Annotated in this window: 15 protein-coding genes and 1 pseudogene; 9 read left to right on the top strand and 7 right to left on the bottom strand. The window is 72.9% G+C overall.

Annotated features, from left to right (window positions below; genetic code table 11):
* The first annotated feature begins 45 nt into the window (after positions 1-45).
* Positions 46-504 (top strand): nucleotidyltransferase domain-containing protein, encoded by a 459-nt coding sequence (locus AQJ30_RS34290; protein WP_067241655.1) that lies wholly within the window; start codon positions 46-48, stop codon positions 502-504.
* Between the two features lie 94 nt (positions 505-598).
* On the opposite strand, the gene AQJ30_RS34285 is transcribed toward AQJ30_RS34290, so the two are convergent.
* Complete coding sequence (locus AQJ30_RS34285) at positions 599-976, bottom strand: hypothetical protein (RefSeq protein ID WP_067241653.1); 378 nt, start codon at positions 974-976, stop codon at positions 599-601.
* Positions 977-1,028: 52 nt separating this feature from the next.
* A complete protein-coding gene (locus tag AQJ30_RS34280) occupies positions 1,029-1,589 on the bottom strand; it encodes a hypothetical protein (protein WP_159052423.1) in 561 nt (186 codons plus the stop codon).
* A gap of 648 nt (positions 1,590-2,237) precedes the next feature.
* Here AQJ30_RS34280 and AQJ30_RS34275 point away from each other — a divergent pair.
* Positions 2,238-3,362 carry an epoxide hydrolase family protein gene (locus AQJ30_RS34275; protein ID WP_067241796.1) on the top strand — a complete coding sequence of 375 codons (1,125 nt, stop codon included), beginning with the start codon at positions 2,238-2,240 and terminating at the stop codon, positions 3,360-3,362.
* 424 nt (positions 3,363-3,786) lie between these two features.
* On the opposite strand, the gene AQJ30_RS34270 is transcribed toward AQJ30_RS34275, so the two are convergent.
* From AQJ30_RS34270 to AQJ30_RS34260, 3 genes are all read right to left on the bottom strand, one after another.
* On the bottom strand, positions 3,787-5,655 hold the full coding sequence (locus AQJ30_RS34270; protein WP_067241650.1) for a GMC family oxidoreductase: 1,869 nt from the start codon (positions 5,653-5,655) through the stop codon (positions 3,787-3,789).
* The gene (locus AQJ30_RS34265) at positions 5,652-7,106 is read right to left on the bottom strand and encodes a hypothetical protein (RefSeq protein ID WP_245727264.1); all 1,455 of its coding nucleotides are present in this window, start codon (positions 7,104-7,106) and stop codon (positions 5,652-5,654) included. Before AQJ30_RS34265 ends, AQJ30_RS34270 begins: the two co-directional genes overlap by 4 nt.
* Positions 7,107-7,242: 136 nt before the next feature.
* On the bottom strand, positions 7,243-7,953 hold the full coding sequence (locus AQJ30_RS34260; protein ID WP_067241648.1) for a FadR/GntR family transcriptional regulator: 711 nt from the start codon (positions 7,951-7,953) through the stop codon (positions 7,243-7,245).
* A gap of 444 nt (positions 7,954-8,397) precedes the next feature.
* Between AQJ30_RS34260 and AQJ30_RS34255 the strand changes: the two genes are divergently transcribed.
* Positions 8,398-9,684 (top strand): phytase, encoded by a 1,287-nt coding sequence (locus AQJ30_RS34255; RefSeq protein ID WP_067241646.1) that lies wholly within the window; start codon positions 8,398-8,400, stop codon positions 9,682-9,684.
* A 127-nt stretch (positions 9,685-9,811) separates the two neighbouring features.
* Here the strand turns inward: AQJ30_RS34255 and AQJ30_RS34250 are convergent, their stop codons facing one another.
* Positions 9,812-10,390, bottom strand: coding sequence for a TetR/AcrR family transcriptional regulator (locus tag AQJ30_RS34250; RefSeq protein ID WP_211279160.1), 579 nt, complete (start codon positions 10,388-10,390; stop codon positions 9,812-9,814).
* A gap of 82 nt (positions 10,391-10,472) precedes the next feature.
* Positions 10,473-11,363: an SDR family NAD(P)-dependent oxidoreductase gene (locus AQJ30_RS34245; protein WP_067241643.1), complete on the bottom strand. Its 891-nt coding sequence runs from the start codon at positions 11,361-11,363 to the stop codon at positions 10,473-10,475.
* 237 nt (positions 11,364-11,600) lie between these two features.
* On the opposite strand from AQJ30_RS34245, the gene AQJ30_RS34240 reads away from it, so the two are divergent.
* The 6 genes and pseudogenes from AQJ30_RS34240 to AQJ30_RS37550 form a co-directional block, all read left to right on the top strand.
* Positions 11,601-12,041 (top strand): pyridoxamine 5'-phosphate oxidase family protein, encoded by a 441-nt coding sequence (locus AQJ30_RS34240; RefSeq protein ID WP_067241641.1) that lies wholly within the window; start codon positions 11,601-11,603, stop codon positions 12,039-12,041.
* Between the two features lie 102 nt (positions 12,042-12,143).
* A complete protein-coding gene (locus AQJ30_RS34235) occupies positions 12,144-13,061 on the top strand; it encodes a universal stress protein (protein ID WP_067241639.1) in 918 nt (305 codons plus the stop codon).
* 552 nt (positions 13,062-13,613) lie between these two features.
* Positions 13,614-14,246 (top strand): hypothetical protein, encoded by a 633-nt coding sequence (locus AQJ30_RS34230; protein ID WP_067241638.1) that lies wholly within the window; start codon positions 13,614-13,616, stop codon positions 14,244-14,246.
* A gap of 165 nt (positions 14,247-14,411) precedes the next feature.
* Positions 14,412-15,317, top strand: a complete 906-nt coding sequence (locus tag AQJ30_RS34225) for a universal stress protein (RefSeq protein ID WP_067241792.1) — start codon at positions 14,412-14,414, stop codon at positions 15,315-15,317.
* 28 nt (positions 15,318-15,345) lie between these two features.
* Positions 15,346-16,368 (top strand): alcohol dehydrogenase AdhP, encoded by a 1,023-nt coding sequence (gene adhP / locus AQJ30_RS34220; protein WP_067241636.1) that lies wholly within the window; start codon positions 15,346-15,348, stop codon positions 16,366-16,368.
* Positions 16,369-16,474: 106 nt separating this feature from the next.
* Positions 16,475-16,900 (top strand): annotated as a pseudogene (locus AQJ30_RS37550) (universal stress protein); the annotation flags it as partial.
* Positions 16,901-17,007: the final 107 nt, after the last annotated feature.

The following is a 17,007-nucleotide window of genomic DNA, read 5'->3' as shown; positions in this document are numbered from 1 at the left end:
CCTGCCGTGCGACGACCACTGTGCGAAGCGAAAGGGAATGCCCACATGACCCACCACGACCGGTCAGCGCACCCCCCGGCCGCCCTGCCACCGCAGCGCGCGGCCGAGATCGACGACGTCATCGACCGGGTCACCGCGTGGTGCGGGGACCGGGAGGACGTCGTAGGACTCCTCCTGGTGGGATCCTGCGCCCGCGGGGCGGCGCGGCCCGACTCCGACGTCGACCTCGTCCTGCTCACCACGGCCCCCTCCCGCTACCTGCTGGAGGACGCCTGGGTCGCGGACCTGCGGCTGGGGGAGGTGATCCGTACCCGGTCGTGGGGGCCGGTCACGGAACGGCGCTGCCGTACGGCCTCCGGCCTGGAGGTCGAGCTGGCCGTCGGCCCCCCGGAGTGGGCGAGGACCGGTCCCGTGGACCCCGGGACGCGACGGGTCGTCGCCGACGGCGCCCGTGTCCTGCACGACCCGGCCGGCGTGCTGGCCGCGCTCGTCGCCGCCTGCTAGGCCGTGTCTCGGGACTCGTCACCAGTGGGGTGGTGCGCCGCGACCATCAGCACCCGATCGGCCGGCAGCAGCGACCACGGCCGGCCCCGCACCTTCAGGCGGGCGCGATGACGAGGGTGTTGGTCAGGCTGTCGGTGGCGCTGAGGCCGGTCGTGGCGCAGGCGGTGACGTCGAGGTTGGGTTCGACGGTCACCTGTGTCGCCACCTGGCCCTCGCCCAGCCCGTCGGTCACCGCGCCGACGGAGGTGATCGTCACGGTGCCGTCCGCGGCCCTCACTGCGGTCGTGGCGGGGTAGGTGACGGTGCTGGACTCCCCGGTGTTCCAGCCGATGGTGAAGGTGCGGGCCGGGAGGGTCAGCGGGCTCTGCACGGAGATGACGCAGCTGAAGTGCTCGGTGAGGACCAGGCCTTCCGGCGACTGGCGGGGGGTAAGGGGCGTGTGCGCATGGTGGGGTCCTTCTCGTTCCGGCATGGTGGTCCCGGCAGCGGCGGTTTCCGCTGCCGGATGTGCCGCGCCGTGGTGCTCAGGTGATCTGGAGGTCGACCGCGCCGGAGGAGGTGTCCAGGCCGTTGGCTGTCAGGCACTGCAGGGTCTGGGCGGGGGCGGGGGCCAGGACGATCTCGATGATGACGGTCGAGCCCTGGAAGTCGCCGGACTTGACCGTGCCGGTGAGGACGAGGACCGAGACTCCGCCGGGCCGCAGGCCGACGCCGGCCGTGAAGTCGAAGGTGGTCGTACTGGCTTGGTCGTTCTGCCAGTTGATGCGTCCGCTGCCGGACGAGTTGCCCGCGATGCAGGACAGCTGCCCGTTGCCGGTGAAGTGGATGGTGCCGTTGGTGTGGTCCAGCGGCAGTCCCACACAGGGGCCGACGGCACCGTCGGCCGACAACGCGACCTGACGGGTAGTCAGGGTCAGACCGGGGTTGTAGGTGGTGGTCTCGTAGCCGGGGCACTCCAGCAGGGCGGTCCGGGTGCCCGCCGCGCCGGCGGGTGCGGCCTGGGCGGCAGGTATGAGCAACGCGCTCAACGCGGCCGCGCAGGTGAGCAGAGCGCCTAAGCGCCGGGACCTTGTGAGGGTAGGCATGGCAGGACACCTTCTCTTTCGTGGTGCGAGGTGGGTTCGGTGGGGCAAGCGCCAACGACTTCGCGGCTGTGGCGGCAGGGCGGCTGCGGTGCTGGGTGGCTTTCTCCGTTCGGCGGGGTGGTGGCAGGGCGCACGCCGTTCCGATGCCGCGGCTTCGCTGAACGGCGGCCTGTCCGCTGGCAGACTCGACTGTCCTGGCTCGCTGTCGGGAATGCAGCGGTGTGAACGTGGTCGCCTGTAGCACGAAAAAAGCTCTGCCCACACCTTCGTGCGCCCCCCACTACGCCGAATTGTCATGGGCAGCGTCCACCCCGCAGCGTCCACGCTCCGCCTCCTCTACGCCCGGGCGTACCGATGGCCGGGCAGCATGAAGGTGAAGGTGCCGCGCCATAGGGCTCGTAGGGCGGACGACGCGCAGGAGCACCTCAGCACCCTCCACGTCGGGACCGGTCCGGCGGGTCGCCGACCTGTGGCAGCACCTCCGCGTCACACCCGGAGCCCTGGGGCCGACGAGTACTGCGGCTAGCTGTCGACGCCTGCGGTACCGGGTACACCTTTCGGGGCAGACGCCGCTCACGGCGCGTTCCGGGGCATCGCCGGGACGCGGACGTGGGAGACGTTCCGGAGGGACGAGAGGTGGAACCCAACATGATCAGCACGGAGCAGGCCGCTACTCCCCCCGTCGTGGAGCAGACGGTGCTCGACGACCTGCGACGGCGCCTTGCCGGCTACCGCCGAGTCGACGTGCCCGACGGGTTCGGCTGGGCGCGCGGAGTCGACGGTGACTACCTCGCCGACCTCCTCTCCTACTGGGCCAGCTCCTACGACTGGCGCGAGCACGAGGCCCGGCTGCGTGCCCTGCCCTGGGCCCTCGTCGGCCGCCCCGACGCACCGGTGCGGGCCATCCACCTGCGGGCAGCGCGCACCGACGCCGTGGCGGTGGTACTGCTCCACGGCTGGCCGGACTCCGTCCTGCGCTTCGAGAGGGTCTGGCCCTTGCTGACCGACCTCCACGTGGTCGTGCCGGCGTTGCCCGGCTTCCCGTTCGCCGCACCGGTCGCCGGCCGCGGCATGTCGTCCCGGGACATGGCCGAAGCGGTCGCGAACGCGATGACCGACCTCGGCCACGAGCGCTACGTCGTGTCCGCCGGCGACGTGGGCTGCGACGTCGCCGAGGCACTGGCCGCGGCGCACCCCGACCGCGTCGCCGCCCTGCACCTGACGGACGTGTCGCAGTACCGCTTCCTGGTGGACCCGCCTGAGGACCTGTCCGACGCGGAGCGGGCATACCTCCAGCACGGTCATCAGTGGCAGGCCGCAGAGGGCGGGTACATGCACGAACAGGCCACCAGGCCCCACACGCTTGCGGTGGCGCTCGGCGACTCGCCCGCGGGTCTGGCCGCCTGGATCCTGGAGAAGCTGCGGGCGTGGACCGACTGCGGCGGCGACGTGGAAACGGTGTTCACCCGGGACGAGTTGCTCACGTGGATCACTGCCTACTGGGTCAGTGGCGCGATCGGCACCTCCTTCACCCCCTACGCCGAGAACGCGGCGAAACCAGCCGGACGCCTCGACGTCCCCACGGCGTTCACCATCTTCCCGAAGGACCTCGTCAACGCGCCCCGCGCCTTCGCGGCACGCTTCTTCGACGTCCGCTCCTGGACGGAGGAGCCCGCCGGGGGGCACTTCCCGGCCTGGGAGCGCCCCTTGGAGTACGTCGCAGGTGTCCGCACCGCGGTGGACCTCGCGCAGCGGGTGCCGGCGTCCCCGTGAATCCCAAGGGGGCTGCACTGCGCCTTCGGGCCTGCGGCGAGCGTCCAGTCGGCACCGGCCGCTATCAGCCCGCGGTGGTGCTGGGGGTGTGGCGGTCGATGTCGCCCGGGACGCGGCCGGACGGCTCCGCCACCCGGTCCGCGCCAGCCCGTGTGCTTCCGATCATCCGATCGTTGGGCGGGTCGTGAGGGATGGGGAGTTGACTGACGCTACCCGGGCGGTGCCCGAGCCGTTGTTGCGATAGCACACGGCTGCCCAAGGGGGCTTGTAGAGCGCGGGCTCCGACGCTCCCGTGGCGGGCTGACCGGCAGGTCTGCCTGGCCTGCGACGGGCGGGACCGGCAGCCCGGTCGCTACCTCGCCGTCATCACCCTGGCCGGCACACCCATCTGGCTCCAGGCATGGTCGACAAGACGCTGCCCGGGTCACCCGCCGTCGCGACGGACGGCCTCCACGCTGACGGCGTGCGCCAACGCCATGATCGTGACCTGGGGGTTCACACCGGGGGAGGAGGGCAGCAGGCACGCGTCGGCGACCAGGACCCCCTCCGTCCCGCGCAGCCGTCCGTCGGGGCGCACGGGGGAGTGCCCGCCGTCCGCCCCCAGGGCCGCTGTCCCGGTCGGGTGGAAGGCCGACAGGTGGAGACGGCGGTAACCGGTGCGCCCGACCAGGTCGTCGAGGGCGTCGGGCGAGGTGACCGCGGGGTGCGCCGGGAGGCCGGTGAGCACCTCGCGAGCGCCCGCGGCGAACAGGACGCGCCCCATGTGGCCGACGGCGCGCAGCAGGCGGCGGCCGTCCTCGGCGTGCAGGGCGTACGAGGCGAGCGGCCGGTGCGCTCCGCGTACCCGCCCCGAGGGGCGGTCCGAGACCATCGCGCCGAGGAAGGCGAGGCGGGGCGCGTCGTCCACCTCGCGTTTGAGCGCGGCCCCGAGGTGCGGGAGGACGAACGAGGTCATCCCCGGCGGTGCGGCGGTCGCCTCGATGAGGATCCCGTCGGCGTGCCACTGGTCGACGCCGACGCTCTGCAGGACGTTGGGGCCGGCCCCCGGACCGGTGACGGGTTCGTCGAAGCGTCCGGCGACGCTGACCGCCGGGTGGATCGCCAGGTTCCGCCCCAGCCGGGGGTGACCCGCCAGGCCCGAGCGCCGCAGCAGGGCCGGAGTGTGGAGGGCTCCCGCCGCCACGACCACGAGGCCGGTGGTGAGAGTGAGGACCGAGCTGTCCGGGCGTACCGCCTCCACCGCGACGGCCCGGCGGGCACCCGCACGGTGCTCGGTGACGATCCGGGTGGCGCGGGCGCGGGTGACGATCCGCGCCCCTGCCGCACAGGCCCCGGGCAGCACGGACAGGTGCACGGCCTTCTTGGCACCGCTGGGGCAACCGGCGACGCACTCACAACACCCCCCGCACCCCCGGGCGTTGCGGCGCAGGGCGGTGGCGGACCACCCCAGGCGGTCGGCACCGAGCAGGGCCAGCGCGCCGTTGCGGCCGAGCACCGCCGGATCGGGCACGGCGACGCCCAGGAGCTCCTCGACGTGATCCAGGTGTCGCGCGAAGTGCGCGGGGTCGGCCAGTTCGACGCCGTGCTCACGGTGCCAGTGCCGCAGGACGCGGTCGGGGGTGCGGAAGCAGGTGCCGGAGTTGACCAGGGTGGTGCCGCCGACGGCCCGCCCGAGCGGCAGCAGCACCGGCGGCAGGCCCCAGGCGAACGTGGCGCCGCCGTCGCGGTAGGCGTCGGCGAAGCGGTCCAGGGGCGGCCGGGAGGCGAGTTCCCGGGTCGGGAAGTGCCGCCCCTCCTCCAGGACGACGACCGAGCGCCCGGACGCCGCGAGGGTCAGCGCCGCCACGGCCCCTCCCGCGCCCGAGCCGATCACCACCGCGTCGGCGCGGTGGGTGTCCGGCCAGTCGGACGAGGGGCACAGGTCCAGGGGAGGATCGGCGCGCTCGAAGGGCCGAACGGCGCGTGCGCCGTGGCGGCTCGATCCCGCGGCCAGGAGCACCGGGACCTTCACGCTGTCGAGCAGCGCCTCGCAGCCGGGCAGGCGGACCAGCCGCCGCAGGAGCCGCGCCCGGGCCTCGGGCGGCAACCGGTGGGCGCGCCGCGCGGTGGTCAGCAGGGAGAAGGCGTCCAGCGCCAGGTCCGCCGCGTCCAGGCCGGCCCTGACGCCTCGCGGCAGGGACGACGTGAAGGCCGCGAGGCGTTCCGGCACTCGCCGTTCCCAGGGCGCCCCGTCGGAGTCCTCGCCGATGTCCAGCAGTACGGCGGCCAGTGCCCGGCCGCGGTCCGAGGTCACCGCAGCCCCACTTCGGCGTGTGCGGTGCCCCGCACGTCCCAGACCCGCTCGGTCCGCCACCGGCCGGCGCTCCGCCGTTCCAGACGGACGTGGACGTCGGCCCGCTCGCTGTTGTGGCAGGTGGCCCCGGACCCGTCCGGGTCGGTGTAGGCGACCGCGGTCCTGCGCTCCGCGGGCAGGTGCACTCGCACCGTGATGCGGTGTCCTCCCGCGCGGCCCTGCACGCTCCAGGTCGGCAGCTCGGGCCTGGCCGTGAACCGTCCGGCACCCCACACGCCCAGGGCGCTGCGCCAGTCGCCCCGCGGCCAGTCGCGTCCGGAGCGGCGCAGCCGCAGGAACACCAGCGGCGGGAGGCGCCGCAGCAGGGGCAGGGTGGACACGGCCGCCACCACCTCCAGGACGGTGTCGTCGTCCAGGTCGGCGTGCAACCAGGCCCAGCGGTGGGCGTTGCCGCGGCCCACGATCCGGGCACCGGCCCCGACGGCGTCGGCCACCGGCAACGAGGTCCCGTCGAGGCGCACGGAGCCGGAGCAGCGCGCCCGCACCTGGGGGACGACGTGCACGGCGGGCAGCAGCCGGCGCCGCCAGGCGAGGCGGGGGAAGGTGTGCAGGGGCGCGGACCCGGCGCTCACCTCCAGGTCCCAGGCCAATCGGCCGGCCCTACCGCGCAGGTGACGGGCGGTCGCCACGGCCGAGGGGGAGTGGAACCCGGGCTCTTCGGCGGCGGCCGCGTCGACCCGGGACCACGGGTCCCCGCTGAGGGGGTGGGGGCCGAAGTACTCGATGACGGGGGGCGTGTCGGGCGGGTACACGGCCGCCCAGCCATGGGTGTAGGGAGTGCCGTCGACCGGGCGCACGAGCTCGTGGTGGAACCAGTACCCGGTGCCGGTGACCGGATCGGAGAAGGTGCTGTACCAGACGTTCAGCCGGCCCGGGCGCGCCGAGTTGTAGGCCCCCACGGCATCGGACGCTGCCGGAAACCGCCAGCTCGTCAGGAAGCCCGGCAAGCCGCGCAGGCGGAACCGCAGGACGCCCTCGCCACCGGACGGCCCCGGGGCACCGCCGGTGCCGTCCGCCTCCGCGGGCCGCAGGCGGACGGGCAGGAAGGTCATGGACCGCACCGGGTTCCGCCAGGTGGGGGACTTGTGGCCCTCCAGCACGTAGGCGCGGCCGTCCCGGGCCGTGAACCGCACCTGGTAGTCGATCCGGCCCCGGGCCAGCGGGGCGATGAGCATGCGCCCCGAGGCGTGCGGGTCGTCGGCCCAGCCGCTGACCCGCACGCGGCCCGTGACGTCCGCGGCGGTCGAGCCGAACGGCCGGACCACGTGAGGGGCGTCCACCCGCAGGTCGAGCCGCAGTCCTCGCTCCCGGCTCCCGCCGGGGTCGAGCCGCAGCGTTCCTTCCATCGTCTCCGCGAAGTGCGTCGTCCGGCCGTCTCCCACGTGCGACACCGTTCCTCTCCGAAGGGAACCCCAGCAGACCGGTGGCCCCAGTGGCTGACTGGCTCAGTGGCTCATCCACTGCCGGAAGGGAATCAGCCCACTGCCGCCGGGTCAAGACCCCCGACCGGCGTGCGCCGACCCGTCGTTACGTGCGCCGGCCGTGCGAGGCGAGGTCGGCGGTCATCTCCTCCGCGGTCAGCCGGAAGTACTCCTCGGCCGCGCGTCCGGCCTCGTCGGCCGTGCCGTCCGTCACGGGTTCCACCACCCCGCGGATGCGGTCCGCGACGGTCGCGGGGTCCGGGAAGGACGTGGTCATGAGGTGGCGGACGGGCAGGTAGGCGTTCAGCAGCGTGTTCGTGAGCAGGACGTAGACGCGGTTGCCGGTGGTGCGGGCGAGTTCCCGGTGCACCTCGAGCTCGGCCAGCTGCGCGCCGGCCGGGTCCGGGGCACCGGCCACCGCGTCGACGGCGGCGCGGAGCCGGGCCGCCTGCGCGGTGCCGCACTCCGCGGCGGCCTTGCGGGCGATGAGCGCACCGATCGCCCGCCGGGCCTCGAACACGTCCGCCAGCCAGCGCCCGTCCTGGCCCACCAGCAGCGGCAGCAGGTCGGCACCGCCGGACTTGAGGAAGTCCAGCACCCGGGTGCCGACGCCGTGCCGGGTGCGGAGCAGACCCGCCTGCTCCAGCCGGGACAGGGCGTGCTTCAGGGTGGTCCGGGTGACGCCGTAGGACGCGGCGAGCTCACGCTCGGGCGGGAGCAGGGAGCCGGGTTGCAGCGCGCCCTCCAGGATGCTCGTCCGCAGGCGCTCCTCCAGCACGTCGACGACGGACTGGCGGACGATCGCTTCGGCTGACATTTGCCGCACCCCTTCGCTTCGGTCCCCGCTCCCGCCAGGGAGATCCGGACCGGACGTCGCATCCTGGCAGGCAGTGGACCAGCGCGGACTTCCCACCGTCAAGCGCGGGCGGGCAGGCGCACCCTGTCCGACCCCATCCGCGTCTCGGTGCCGGGCTCGCGGTGACCACCCGCATGAGGGCAAGGGCTTCCCCTGATGTCGGCCTCCGCCCTCCTTCCCTAGCCTGAGGAAAGACGCGGTGCCCGGCCCTGGTCGGTCCTCACGGTGAGGCCGCGACCGCGGGGGCGGCCGCAGGTCTGAGAGGGCCGGCGAGGGCGGCCTGGTCCTCGCTCTGCTGGTCTTCGCGAGGTGTTCGACAACTCGTCACCTTTCAGTCAGGCGCATGACAACGGGGACCGAGAGTGTCTCCCTCGACGGAACAAACCACCTCATACAGGGAATAACGTGACGACACGTCTGGCACCTCGCGCCTCCGCGATCGCTCTCTGCACGGCACTGGCGACCTGCTTCGCTCCCACGGCACAGGCCTCCGGGCCGGACAGTGTCCGGCCGAAGGCCGAGACCGCGCCGTTGTTCGACGACGAGGCCGGCGGCAACGCCAATGCGGACGACCCGGCGATCTGGCGCAACGCCGCCGACCCGGACCGCAGCCTGGTGATCGCGACCGCCAAGCAGGGCGGCCTGCGGGTCTACGACCTGGACGCGCGCCAGGTGCAGTCGGTCCCCGCCCCGGCCGGTCCGGGCGCCGACGGCAAGCCCGGTCGCTTCAACAACGTCGACCTGGTGCAGGGCCTGCGTCTGGGGGGCGTGCGCGCGGACGTCGCGGTGGTCAGCGACCGCGGCAACGACCGGCTGCGGATCTACCGCATCGACCGGAACAAGTCCGGTGGCCCGCTCACCGACGTCACCGACCCGGGCGTGCGGCCCGTGTTCTCCGCCGACCAGACCGAGATCCACAAGCAGCAGACCGCGTACGGCCTGGCCACCTGGACCGATCGCACCACCGGCCGCTCCTACGCCCTGGTCAGCCGGCGCAACCGCACCCGGATCGCCCTGCTGGAGCTGATCGCCACTCCGGCCGGCACGGTCGACTACCGGCAGGTCCGCGCCCTGGACCTGCCGTCGTCCTTCCGGATGCCGAACGGCGCCTCCTGGACGCCGTGCGCCGAGCCGGGCGAGCTGCCGCAGGTCGAGGGCATGGTCGTCGACCCGGTGGACGGAACTCTGTACGCGGGGCAGGAGGACGTCGGTATCTGGCGCATCGACGCCGGCCTGACCGGCACGCCGACCCTGATCGACAAGGTGCGGGAGTACGGCGTCCCGGGCACGTACGACGAGCAGACCGAGGAATGCACGCCCGGCGCCGACCCCGGCTTCGGCGGTACGCACCTGACGGCCGACGTCGAGGGCCTGACCCTGGTCACCGAGCCGGACGGCGACGGCTACCTGCTCGCCTCCAGCCAGGGCGACAACACCTTCGTCGCCTACGACCGCGAACGCGACGAGGACAACGAGTACGAGAACGCCTTCCGCATCGCCGCGGCCTCCGCCACCCTCGACGGCTCCGAGGTCTGCGACGGCGCCGCCGCTCTCAACGCCCCGCTCGGCGCGCGTTACCCCGACGGACTGCTCGTCGTCCAGGACGGCCAGGAGACCCCCGGTGACGGCGACCGCGAAGCCACCGGCTTCAAGTTCGTCGACCTCGGCGAGGTCGTTGACGTCATCGACTGATGCGTGAACGCTGCGGGCGCAGGGTGGCACACCGTGCGCCCGCAGCGCCCCCGAGGCTTCCCTCCGTGCAGGACCGGTGCTGGGTGGGCGCGCCTGGAGGGTGTCGGTGCACTGCGGGGCGGGTGGCTCACGCGCCGGGTGGTGTCGTGCGCAAGCCCTCGAGGAGGGCCGCGAGGTAGCGGTGTGCGGTGTCGACCCGGTCGGCGTGGCTACCGCCGTGGACGCTCACGGCGTGGGCGATGCCGCACATGAGCGGGACGAGGTCGACGGCGGTGAGGTCGGGGCGGACCACGTCGGCATCGCGGGCCCGAGCGAGGAGGGTGGCGCCGACCGACGCCAGTGACTGCTTGAGCTCGGTGGTGCGCGGTACGGCGTCCGTGGGCGCGGCGACGACGGGGGGCAGGGCCGCGTCGGTCACCTGTGCTTCGACGACGTGGAAGAGGAAGCCCGTCAGACTGCGCCAGGGGTCGGTGTCGGTCAGCGCCTGCCGCCCGTGGGCGGCCAGGGCCTCCATGCAGGGTGCGGCTACGGTCTCCAGCAGCGCCTCGGGCGTGGCGAAGTGGCGGTAGACGGTGCCGACCCCGAGGCCGGCCCGGCGTGCGACGTCGTTGAGCTGCAACGGTGTGCCCTCGTCGACCAGGTCGCGGGCGACGGAGACGATCCGCTGCCAGTTGCGGGCCGCGTCCTTGCGTAGGGGCGTCGTCATCAGCCCATGTTAATCGGATGGTTCATCCGGATGGGTGCGCCGCCCGCCCAATGCTCACAGCGCCGCGCCGCGCGTACGACGCTCAGGCGGGAAACAGCGGCGCGTTCCGTTCGCTGAGTCGGCGTACGGCTTCGGCGACGCGGGGGTCGGCCGCCGCCCGGTGCGGGGCGACCGGGTGCGCCTGGGCGCCGATGACGAGGCCGGTCCGGCCCGTCAGCGTCTCGTCGGTGGCGGCCACGATGGAGGACCTGGCCGCCGCGGACGCCGGACCCGAGGTCGAGCGCTCGAACGTGCGGCGCACCAGGGGCCACAGCAGTCGTAGGGCGGGTGAGACGATCTTCGGGTCGGTCATGGTGCCGTTGGTCATGCCCGTCGCGGCCCCTCCGGGATCGGCGGCGAAGACCGAGACGCCGGTGCCGTCCAGCCGGTCAGCCAGGTCCAAGGTGTAAGCCAGGTTGGCGAGCTTCGCGCGACCGTACCAGTGGAAGCCGTAGTAGCCGCCCGGCGGCTCGACTTCGTCGAACACGCGCTTGGCCACGGTGACCGCGCCCGACGTCACGTTCACGATCCTGCTCGGCACACCGGCCGTCAGTGTGGGCAGCAGCAGCTCGGTCAGCAGGTAGGGCGAGAGGTGGTTGACGACGAACGACGCCTCGACACCGTTCCGGTCCTGGCGCTCGGCGAACATTGCCCCGACGTTGTTGACCAGCACGGTGAGCGGTTCCCCGGAGGCGGCGTGACCGTCCGCGATCGTCCGGGCGAGCGCACGCACCTGGTCGAGCGAGGCGAGGTCCGCGGCCAGGAACCGGGCCGGGTGCTCCGGTCGCGTCGCGTTGATGCGCTCGACGGCCTCGGCTCCCCGCCCGGGGTCGCGCCCGATCACCATGACCGCGAACCCTGCACCGGCCAGCCCCAGCGCCGTCTCCAAGCCAATGCCCCCTGTGCCAGCCGTGACCACCGCTGTCTTCTTCATGTGCCCCTCCACTCCGGCAAAAAGCGGATAGGTCATCCGCTTGGTTCCCAACGGTAGCATGCATGCGGATGGACTATCCGGTTGGGATGTGTGCCGGAAAGGCCGTCCGGCCCTCCGCCGCCCCACCTCCTCGGGCCGCTCTCCGGCCAGGGCGGGACCCGTGGCCCTCACCCGCGGCCGCCGACGGGCTCAGCCTGGAGTGTGACCTCCTCCACCGGGCGAAAGACGGGCTGACCCATGTACCCGAACGATGGTTTCCGTGAACTCGGCCGTCAGGAGTGCCTGCGCCTGCTGGTGATGGCTCCTGTCGGCCGGATCGTCTACACGCATCAGGCGCTGCCCGCGGTCACGCCGGTCAACTTCGGCCTGGACGCCGACGGAGCGGTGCTCCTGCGCACGTCGACGGCATCGGAGCTGGCCCACGCGGTCGACGGCGCTGTCGTCGCCTTCGAGGCGGACGAGGTCGACGCGGACACGCACTCCGGCTGGAGCGTCGTCGTCACCGGCCGGGCCGGCATCGTGACGGATCCGGCCGAGGCGACACGCCTGGAGCGGGTCACCCCGAACTCCTACGCTCCCTCGCCCGAGGAGGTCTTCGTGCGCATCGAGCCAGAACTGGTCACCGGGCGCGAACTCGTCGCGGGCCGCACCGTGTACGGCGTGCACCTCTCCGCCTGACCGCCGGCGAGGACCCCTGCACGGGGACGTCGGGCCTCTCCTGTCCCAAGTGCACTGTCCCAAGACTGACTTCCTGACTTAGTGACGTCGAAGGAGACCGAGATGCCCCGCACCATCACCGCAGGCCTGGACGGGTCCCCGGAGAGCCTGACCGCCGCCGACTGGGCAGCCAGGGAAGCCCTGTTCCGCGACGTCCCACTGCGCCTGGTCCACGCCGTCGGTCCGAAGCCGTACGTGCACGTATCCGCGGACGGAGTACCCCGGACGTCCCTGAGCCAGGATCCGCAGATGCGCTGGGCGGACCACATGCTGCGCGAGGCCGAGGCGACCGTCGCGCGGCGTCATCCGGGTCTGCGGATCATCACCGACCGTCTTGCCGAAGAACCCGTACCCGCCTTGCTCGGCGCGGCCGGCCGAGCGGACCTGTTGGTGCTGGGCTCTCGCGGCCTGAGCAGCGTGACCGGCTTCCTGGCCGGCTCCGTCGCCCAGGCGGTCGTGGCGGGCAGCTCTCAGCCCGTCGTCCTCGTCAGGGGCGGCCTGCGCCCGGAGGACGAACACCATACCGGCGCCTTCGCATCCGGGGCCGCACCGTTCCGCGACGTCGTCCTGGGCCTCGACACCGCGGCTCCGGACGACACTGTGATCGAGTTCGCCTTCCAGGCCGCCTCGCAGCGTGCCGCGGGACTGCGCGTCGTCCATGGCCGGTGCCCGGACCTGCCCTACTACGACCACGGCGGCGACCTCAACGCCGAACTGCACGACGAACTCACCGGCGACATGCACCGTGCCCTGTCCAAGGCGCTGGAACCCTGGCGGCACGAGTTCCCCGGCGTGCAGGTGACCGAGCAGGCCGTGATCGGCAGGGCCGGCTCGCACCTCGTGGAGGCCTCGCGCGACGCGTCCCTGCTCGTTGTCGGCCGCCGTCGGCGCCGCGCGGCGATCGGGGCGGCGATCGGCCCGGTCACCCACGCGGTGCTGCACCATGCCACCGCACCGGTCGCGGTGGTCCCGCACCTTTGACGGGCGCCCCGGCCGGCAGCGGCGGCTCGTGCCGAACGCGGCGTGAGAAGCCGCGTGGCTTTGCGGAGGACCGCGATCAGGTGGCGCCGCCGGCCTCGTCGTCGACGGTGAGCCGCACAACGGTGATTCCTGGCGGCGATCGGTGCCCTGGACGCGGCCTACGAGACCGTCCACGGCAGGTCGGGCACCCTGGTCCGGCAGGACCTCACTGCCGGCTGACGGCCCGTGGAGCGTGGCGCTCCGCCGTGGCGGCGCGCCTCCTGCTCGCCGCACCAGAGCGAACACCGAGCCACGGCTGGTGACTTCCCGCCACAGTTCCTCGACCGCGGCGAAGTCCGGCGCCTGGCGACGGAGTTGGTGTGGGCAAGGAGCGGACGCAAGTCGTCCCGGTGGCCTGCCGGTTCGACACCCGAAAGCCAACTGGCGCCGCCTGCAGGGACGTTCAGCCCAACGGCCGGAGACCTTCGGCATCGGGCGCGGTGCCGGGCATCGGACGAGAGTGGGACACGTCAAAAGGACGACGATTCACCCCTCCCCGAAGGGATCACCATCATGGCCGTGCACGAGCACCCCCACCGGGACCCGGGCTTCCACCTGCCGGCCGCCCTCCGCTGGAACCGAGCCGGCTCCGGCACCCGGTCCGCCGCTTCGACACGTCTCGGCTCGCACACCGCGCAGGCGTACGCCCTGGCTTCCCTGCGCATCCTGACCGGATTCGTCTTCCTGTGGGCCTTCCTGGACAAGACCTGCGGACTCGGCTACGCGACCGCCTCCGGCAAGGGCTGGATCGACGGCGGATCACCGACGAAGGGCTTCCTGAGCTCCGTCGCCGCCGGACCGATGGAGTCGACGTTCCACTCCTGGGCCGGCGACCCCTGGGCGGACTGGCTGTTCATGCTCGGCCTGCTCGGCATCGGCGTGGCCGTCATGGCAGGTGTGGCGCTGCGGCCGGCCGCGGTGGCGGGCACGGCGATGATGGCGCTGATGTGGCTCGCCGAGTGGCCGCCGGCCAAGCACCTGCCGAACGGCGCGCCCAGCATGTCGACGAACCCGTTCACCGACTACCACGTGATCTACGCCGTCGCGCTGATCGCCCTGGCGGCAGCGGGAGCGGGAGCCACCTGGGGCCTGGGCCGGCCGTGGGCGCGGCTGCCGATCGTCCGCGACCACCTCTGGCTGCGCTGACCCCCGCACCCGGCGAGACGGGCACATCGCCCCGGGCCCGTCCCGGCGGCCTGTGAGGGGCTCTTGGTCCCCGGTGAAGGACCAGCGGCCCCTGCCATGAAGAACCCCTGGACACGACGCTGGATCCGGGACCCCGTCGGGGTCCCGGATCAGGAGGTGGAGAACATGCCCCGCACCATCACCGTCGGCCTCGACGGCTCACCCGAGAGCCGCGCCGCCGCGGAATGGGCGGCCCGTGAGGCGGAACTGCGCGGACTGACGGTGAGACTCGTCCACGTCTGGGAGCCCGTCCCCGAGTCCATCGCCCAGGCACCGCTCCTCGGCCCCGAGACGCACCGGCACTGGACCGAGCGGATCCCCCGCGAGTCCGCCGAGGGCCTGCGACGGCGCCACCCCGGAATCGAGGTGAGCACCGAGCAACTCACCGGACGACCGGCTCAGTCCCTGGTCGATGCGGCGAAGGATGCCGAGATGCTCGTCCTCGGCTCCCGTGGCCTGGGCGGGATCGGTGGCTTCCTGGTCGGCTCCGTCGGGCTCGCGGTCGTGGCGCACACCGAACGGCCCGTCGTCCTGGTCCGGGCCGGCGAGCAGACCGCGGCTGAGCACCGGACGCACCCGACCGGAACTCCCTCCACGGCCACGGCACTCCGTCCCGTCGTCCTCGGCCTCGACGTCGCCGATCCCGACGAGACGCTGATCGGGTTCGCCTTCGAGGCCGCGGCGCGGCGCTCGGTGCCGCTGCGGGTCGTGCACGCCTGGAACCCGCCGCCCTACTACGCCTACGGCATGGCCCTGGAGCCCGCCGTCGAGCGGGAGATGGCGAGGGGCGACGCCGTGATCCTGAGCGAGGTGCTGGGCCTCTGGAGGCAGAAGTATCCCCACGTCGACGTCGTGGAGCAGTCGCACTACGGCAGCCCCTCGCTCCTGCTGATCGACGCTTCCCTCGAAGCCTCCCTGGTCGTCGTCGGACGCCGCATCCGCAGCTCTGCCGTCGGCGCCCACATCGGCACTGTCACCCACGCCGTCCTGCACCACTCCACCGCCCCCGTCGCCGTCGTCACCCACGACTGACGCACCCTTCCGGAGGAGAGAACAGATCATGAAGGCAGCAGTCGTACGAGCCTTCGGCGAGCCCCTGGTCATCGAGGAGCGCCCCGACCCCGAGCCGGGCCCCGGTCAGGTCCGCATCCGCGTCGAGGCCTCCGGCCTGTGCCACACCGACATCCACGCCGCTCACGGCGACTGGCCCGTCAAGCCCACTCCGCCGTTCGTGCCCGGCCACGAAGGAGTGGGCCTCGTCGAGGAGCTCGGCGACGGCGTCACCCACCTGGGCGTGGGGGACAGGGTCGCCGTGCCGTGGCTCGGCAAGGCCTGTGGGCGGTGCGAGCACTGCCTGTCCGGCTGGGAGACGCTGTGCGAGCAGCAGATCAACACCGGGTACGGCTGCGACGGTGGATACGCGGAGAAGATGCTGGCCTGGGCCGACTTCGCCCAGCCGGTGCCCGAGGGCGTCACCCCGTTCGACGCCGCCCCCCTCACCTGCGCCGGCGTCACCACGTACAAGGCACTCAAGGTCGCGGACGTCCGGCCCGCCCAGCTCGTCGCGATCTCGGGCGTCGGCGGCCTCGGACACCTCGCCCTGCAGTACGCCAAGATCGCCGGAGCCACCGTCGCTGCCATCGACGTCACCGACGACAAGCTCGCACTCGCCCGCGAACTCGGAGCCGACCTCGTCATCGACGCCCGCAAACAGGACGTCGGCAAGGAGTTGAAGAAGCACGGCGGCGCCCACGCCGCGATCGCCCTCGCGGTGAACCCGGCCGCGTTCGAGGCCGCGAGCGCCGGCCTGCGGCGCGGCGGCAGGCTCGTCATGGTGGCGCTGCCCGCACACGGCACGATCCAGGTCCCGATCTTCGACACGGTCCTCAACGGCACGTCCGTCATCGGCTCGATCGTGGGCACGCGGCAGGACCTCACCGAGGTCTTCCAGCTCCACGCCGCCGGCCGGACCAAGGTCATCTACGAGACCCGTCCGCTCGCCTCCGTCAACGAGTCCATCGACGCCGTACTGCGTGGCGACATCAAGGCCCGGATCGTCTTCGACCTGTACGCGGGAAAGTGAGTTCGACGGTGTGAAGTCACCGTCGACGTCGGCCGGCGTCACAGCACAGGTCACCCCGGGACGACGCCGGCGGTAAGGAGCAGATCCAGCACAGGAGGTGCGCATCATGCTGTCGCCCGTCATCGCCGGAGTGGACGGATCGGCCGAGAGCCTCGCCGCCGCGGAGTGGGCCGCCCGCGAGGCACTGCGTCGTGACCGGCCGCTGCGACTGGTGCACGTCCGGGACCGGCACCCGCGCGGACACAGCGGCGAGCCCGCGAACGCCGCGCAGCGGCAGCCGGCGCCCCGCGCCCTGCGGCAGGCGGTGGAGCGTATGCGCAGTGTCGTACCCGACGTGCTCGTCACCGGCGAGCAGGTCGACGGCCCGGCTACCGCGGCCTTGCTGAAGGCCGCCGAGCGGGCCGACCTGCTGGTGCTGGGTTCGCGCGGCCTCAGCGGCTTCACCGGGTTCCTCGTCGGCTCCGTCGCCCAAGGCGTGGTCGCCAGGGCCACTCGTCCCGTGGTCCTCGTCCGGAAGGGTGAGGAGACCGAGGGAGCGGGCGGCAGCAACGGGGCAACCCCCTCCCACAGGTCGTCAGAAGCGAGATCAGCACGCACCTCGGACACCCTGCCGACCGCAGCTCAACTCATTCTGAAACG

It is taken from the genome of Streptomyces longwoodensis (assembly GCF_001514125.1).
Classification (GTDB): Bacteria; Actinomycetota; Actinomycetes; order Streptomycetales; family Streptomycetaceae; genus Streptomyces; species Streptomyces longwoodensis.
The sequence above is the reverse complement of the archived record's forward strand: the minus strand, read 5'-3'. Positions and strand labels throughout refer to the sequence as shown.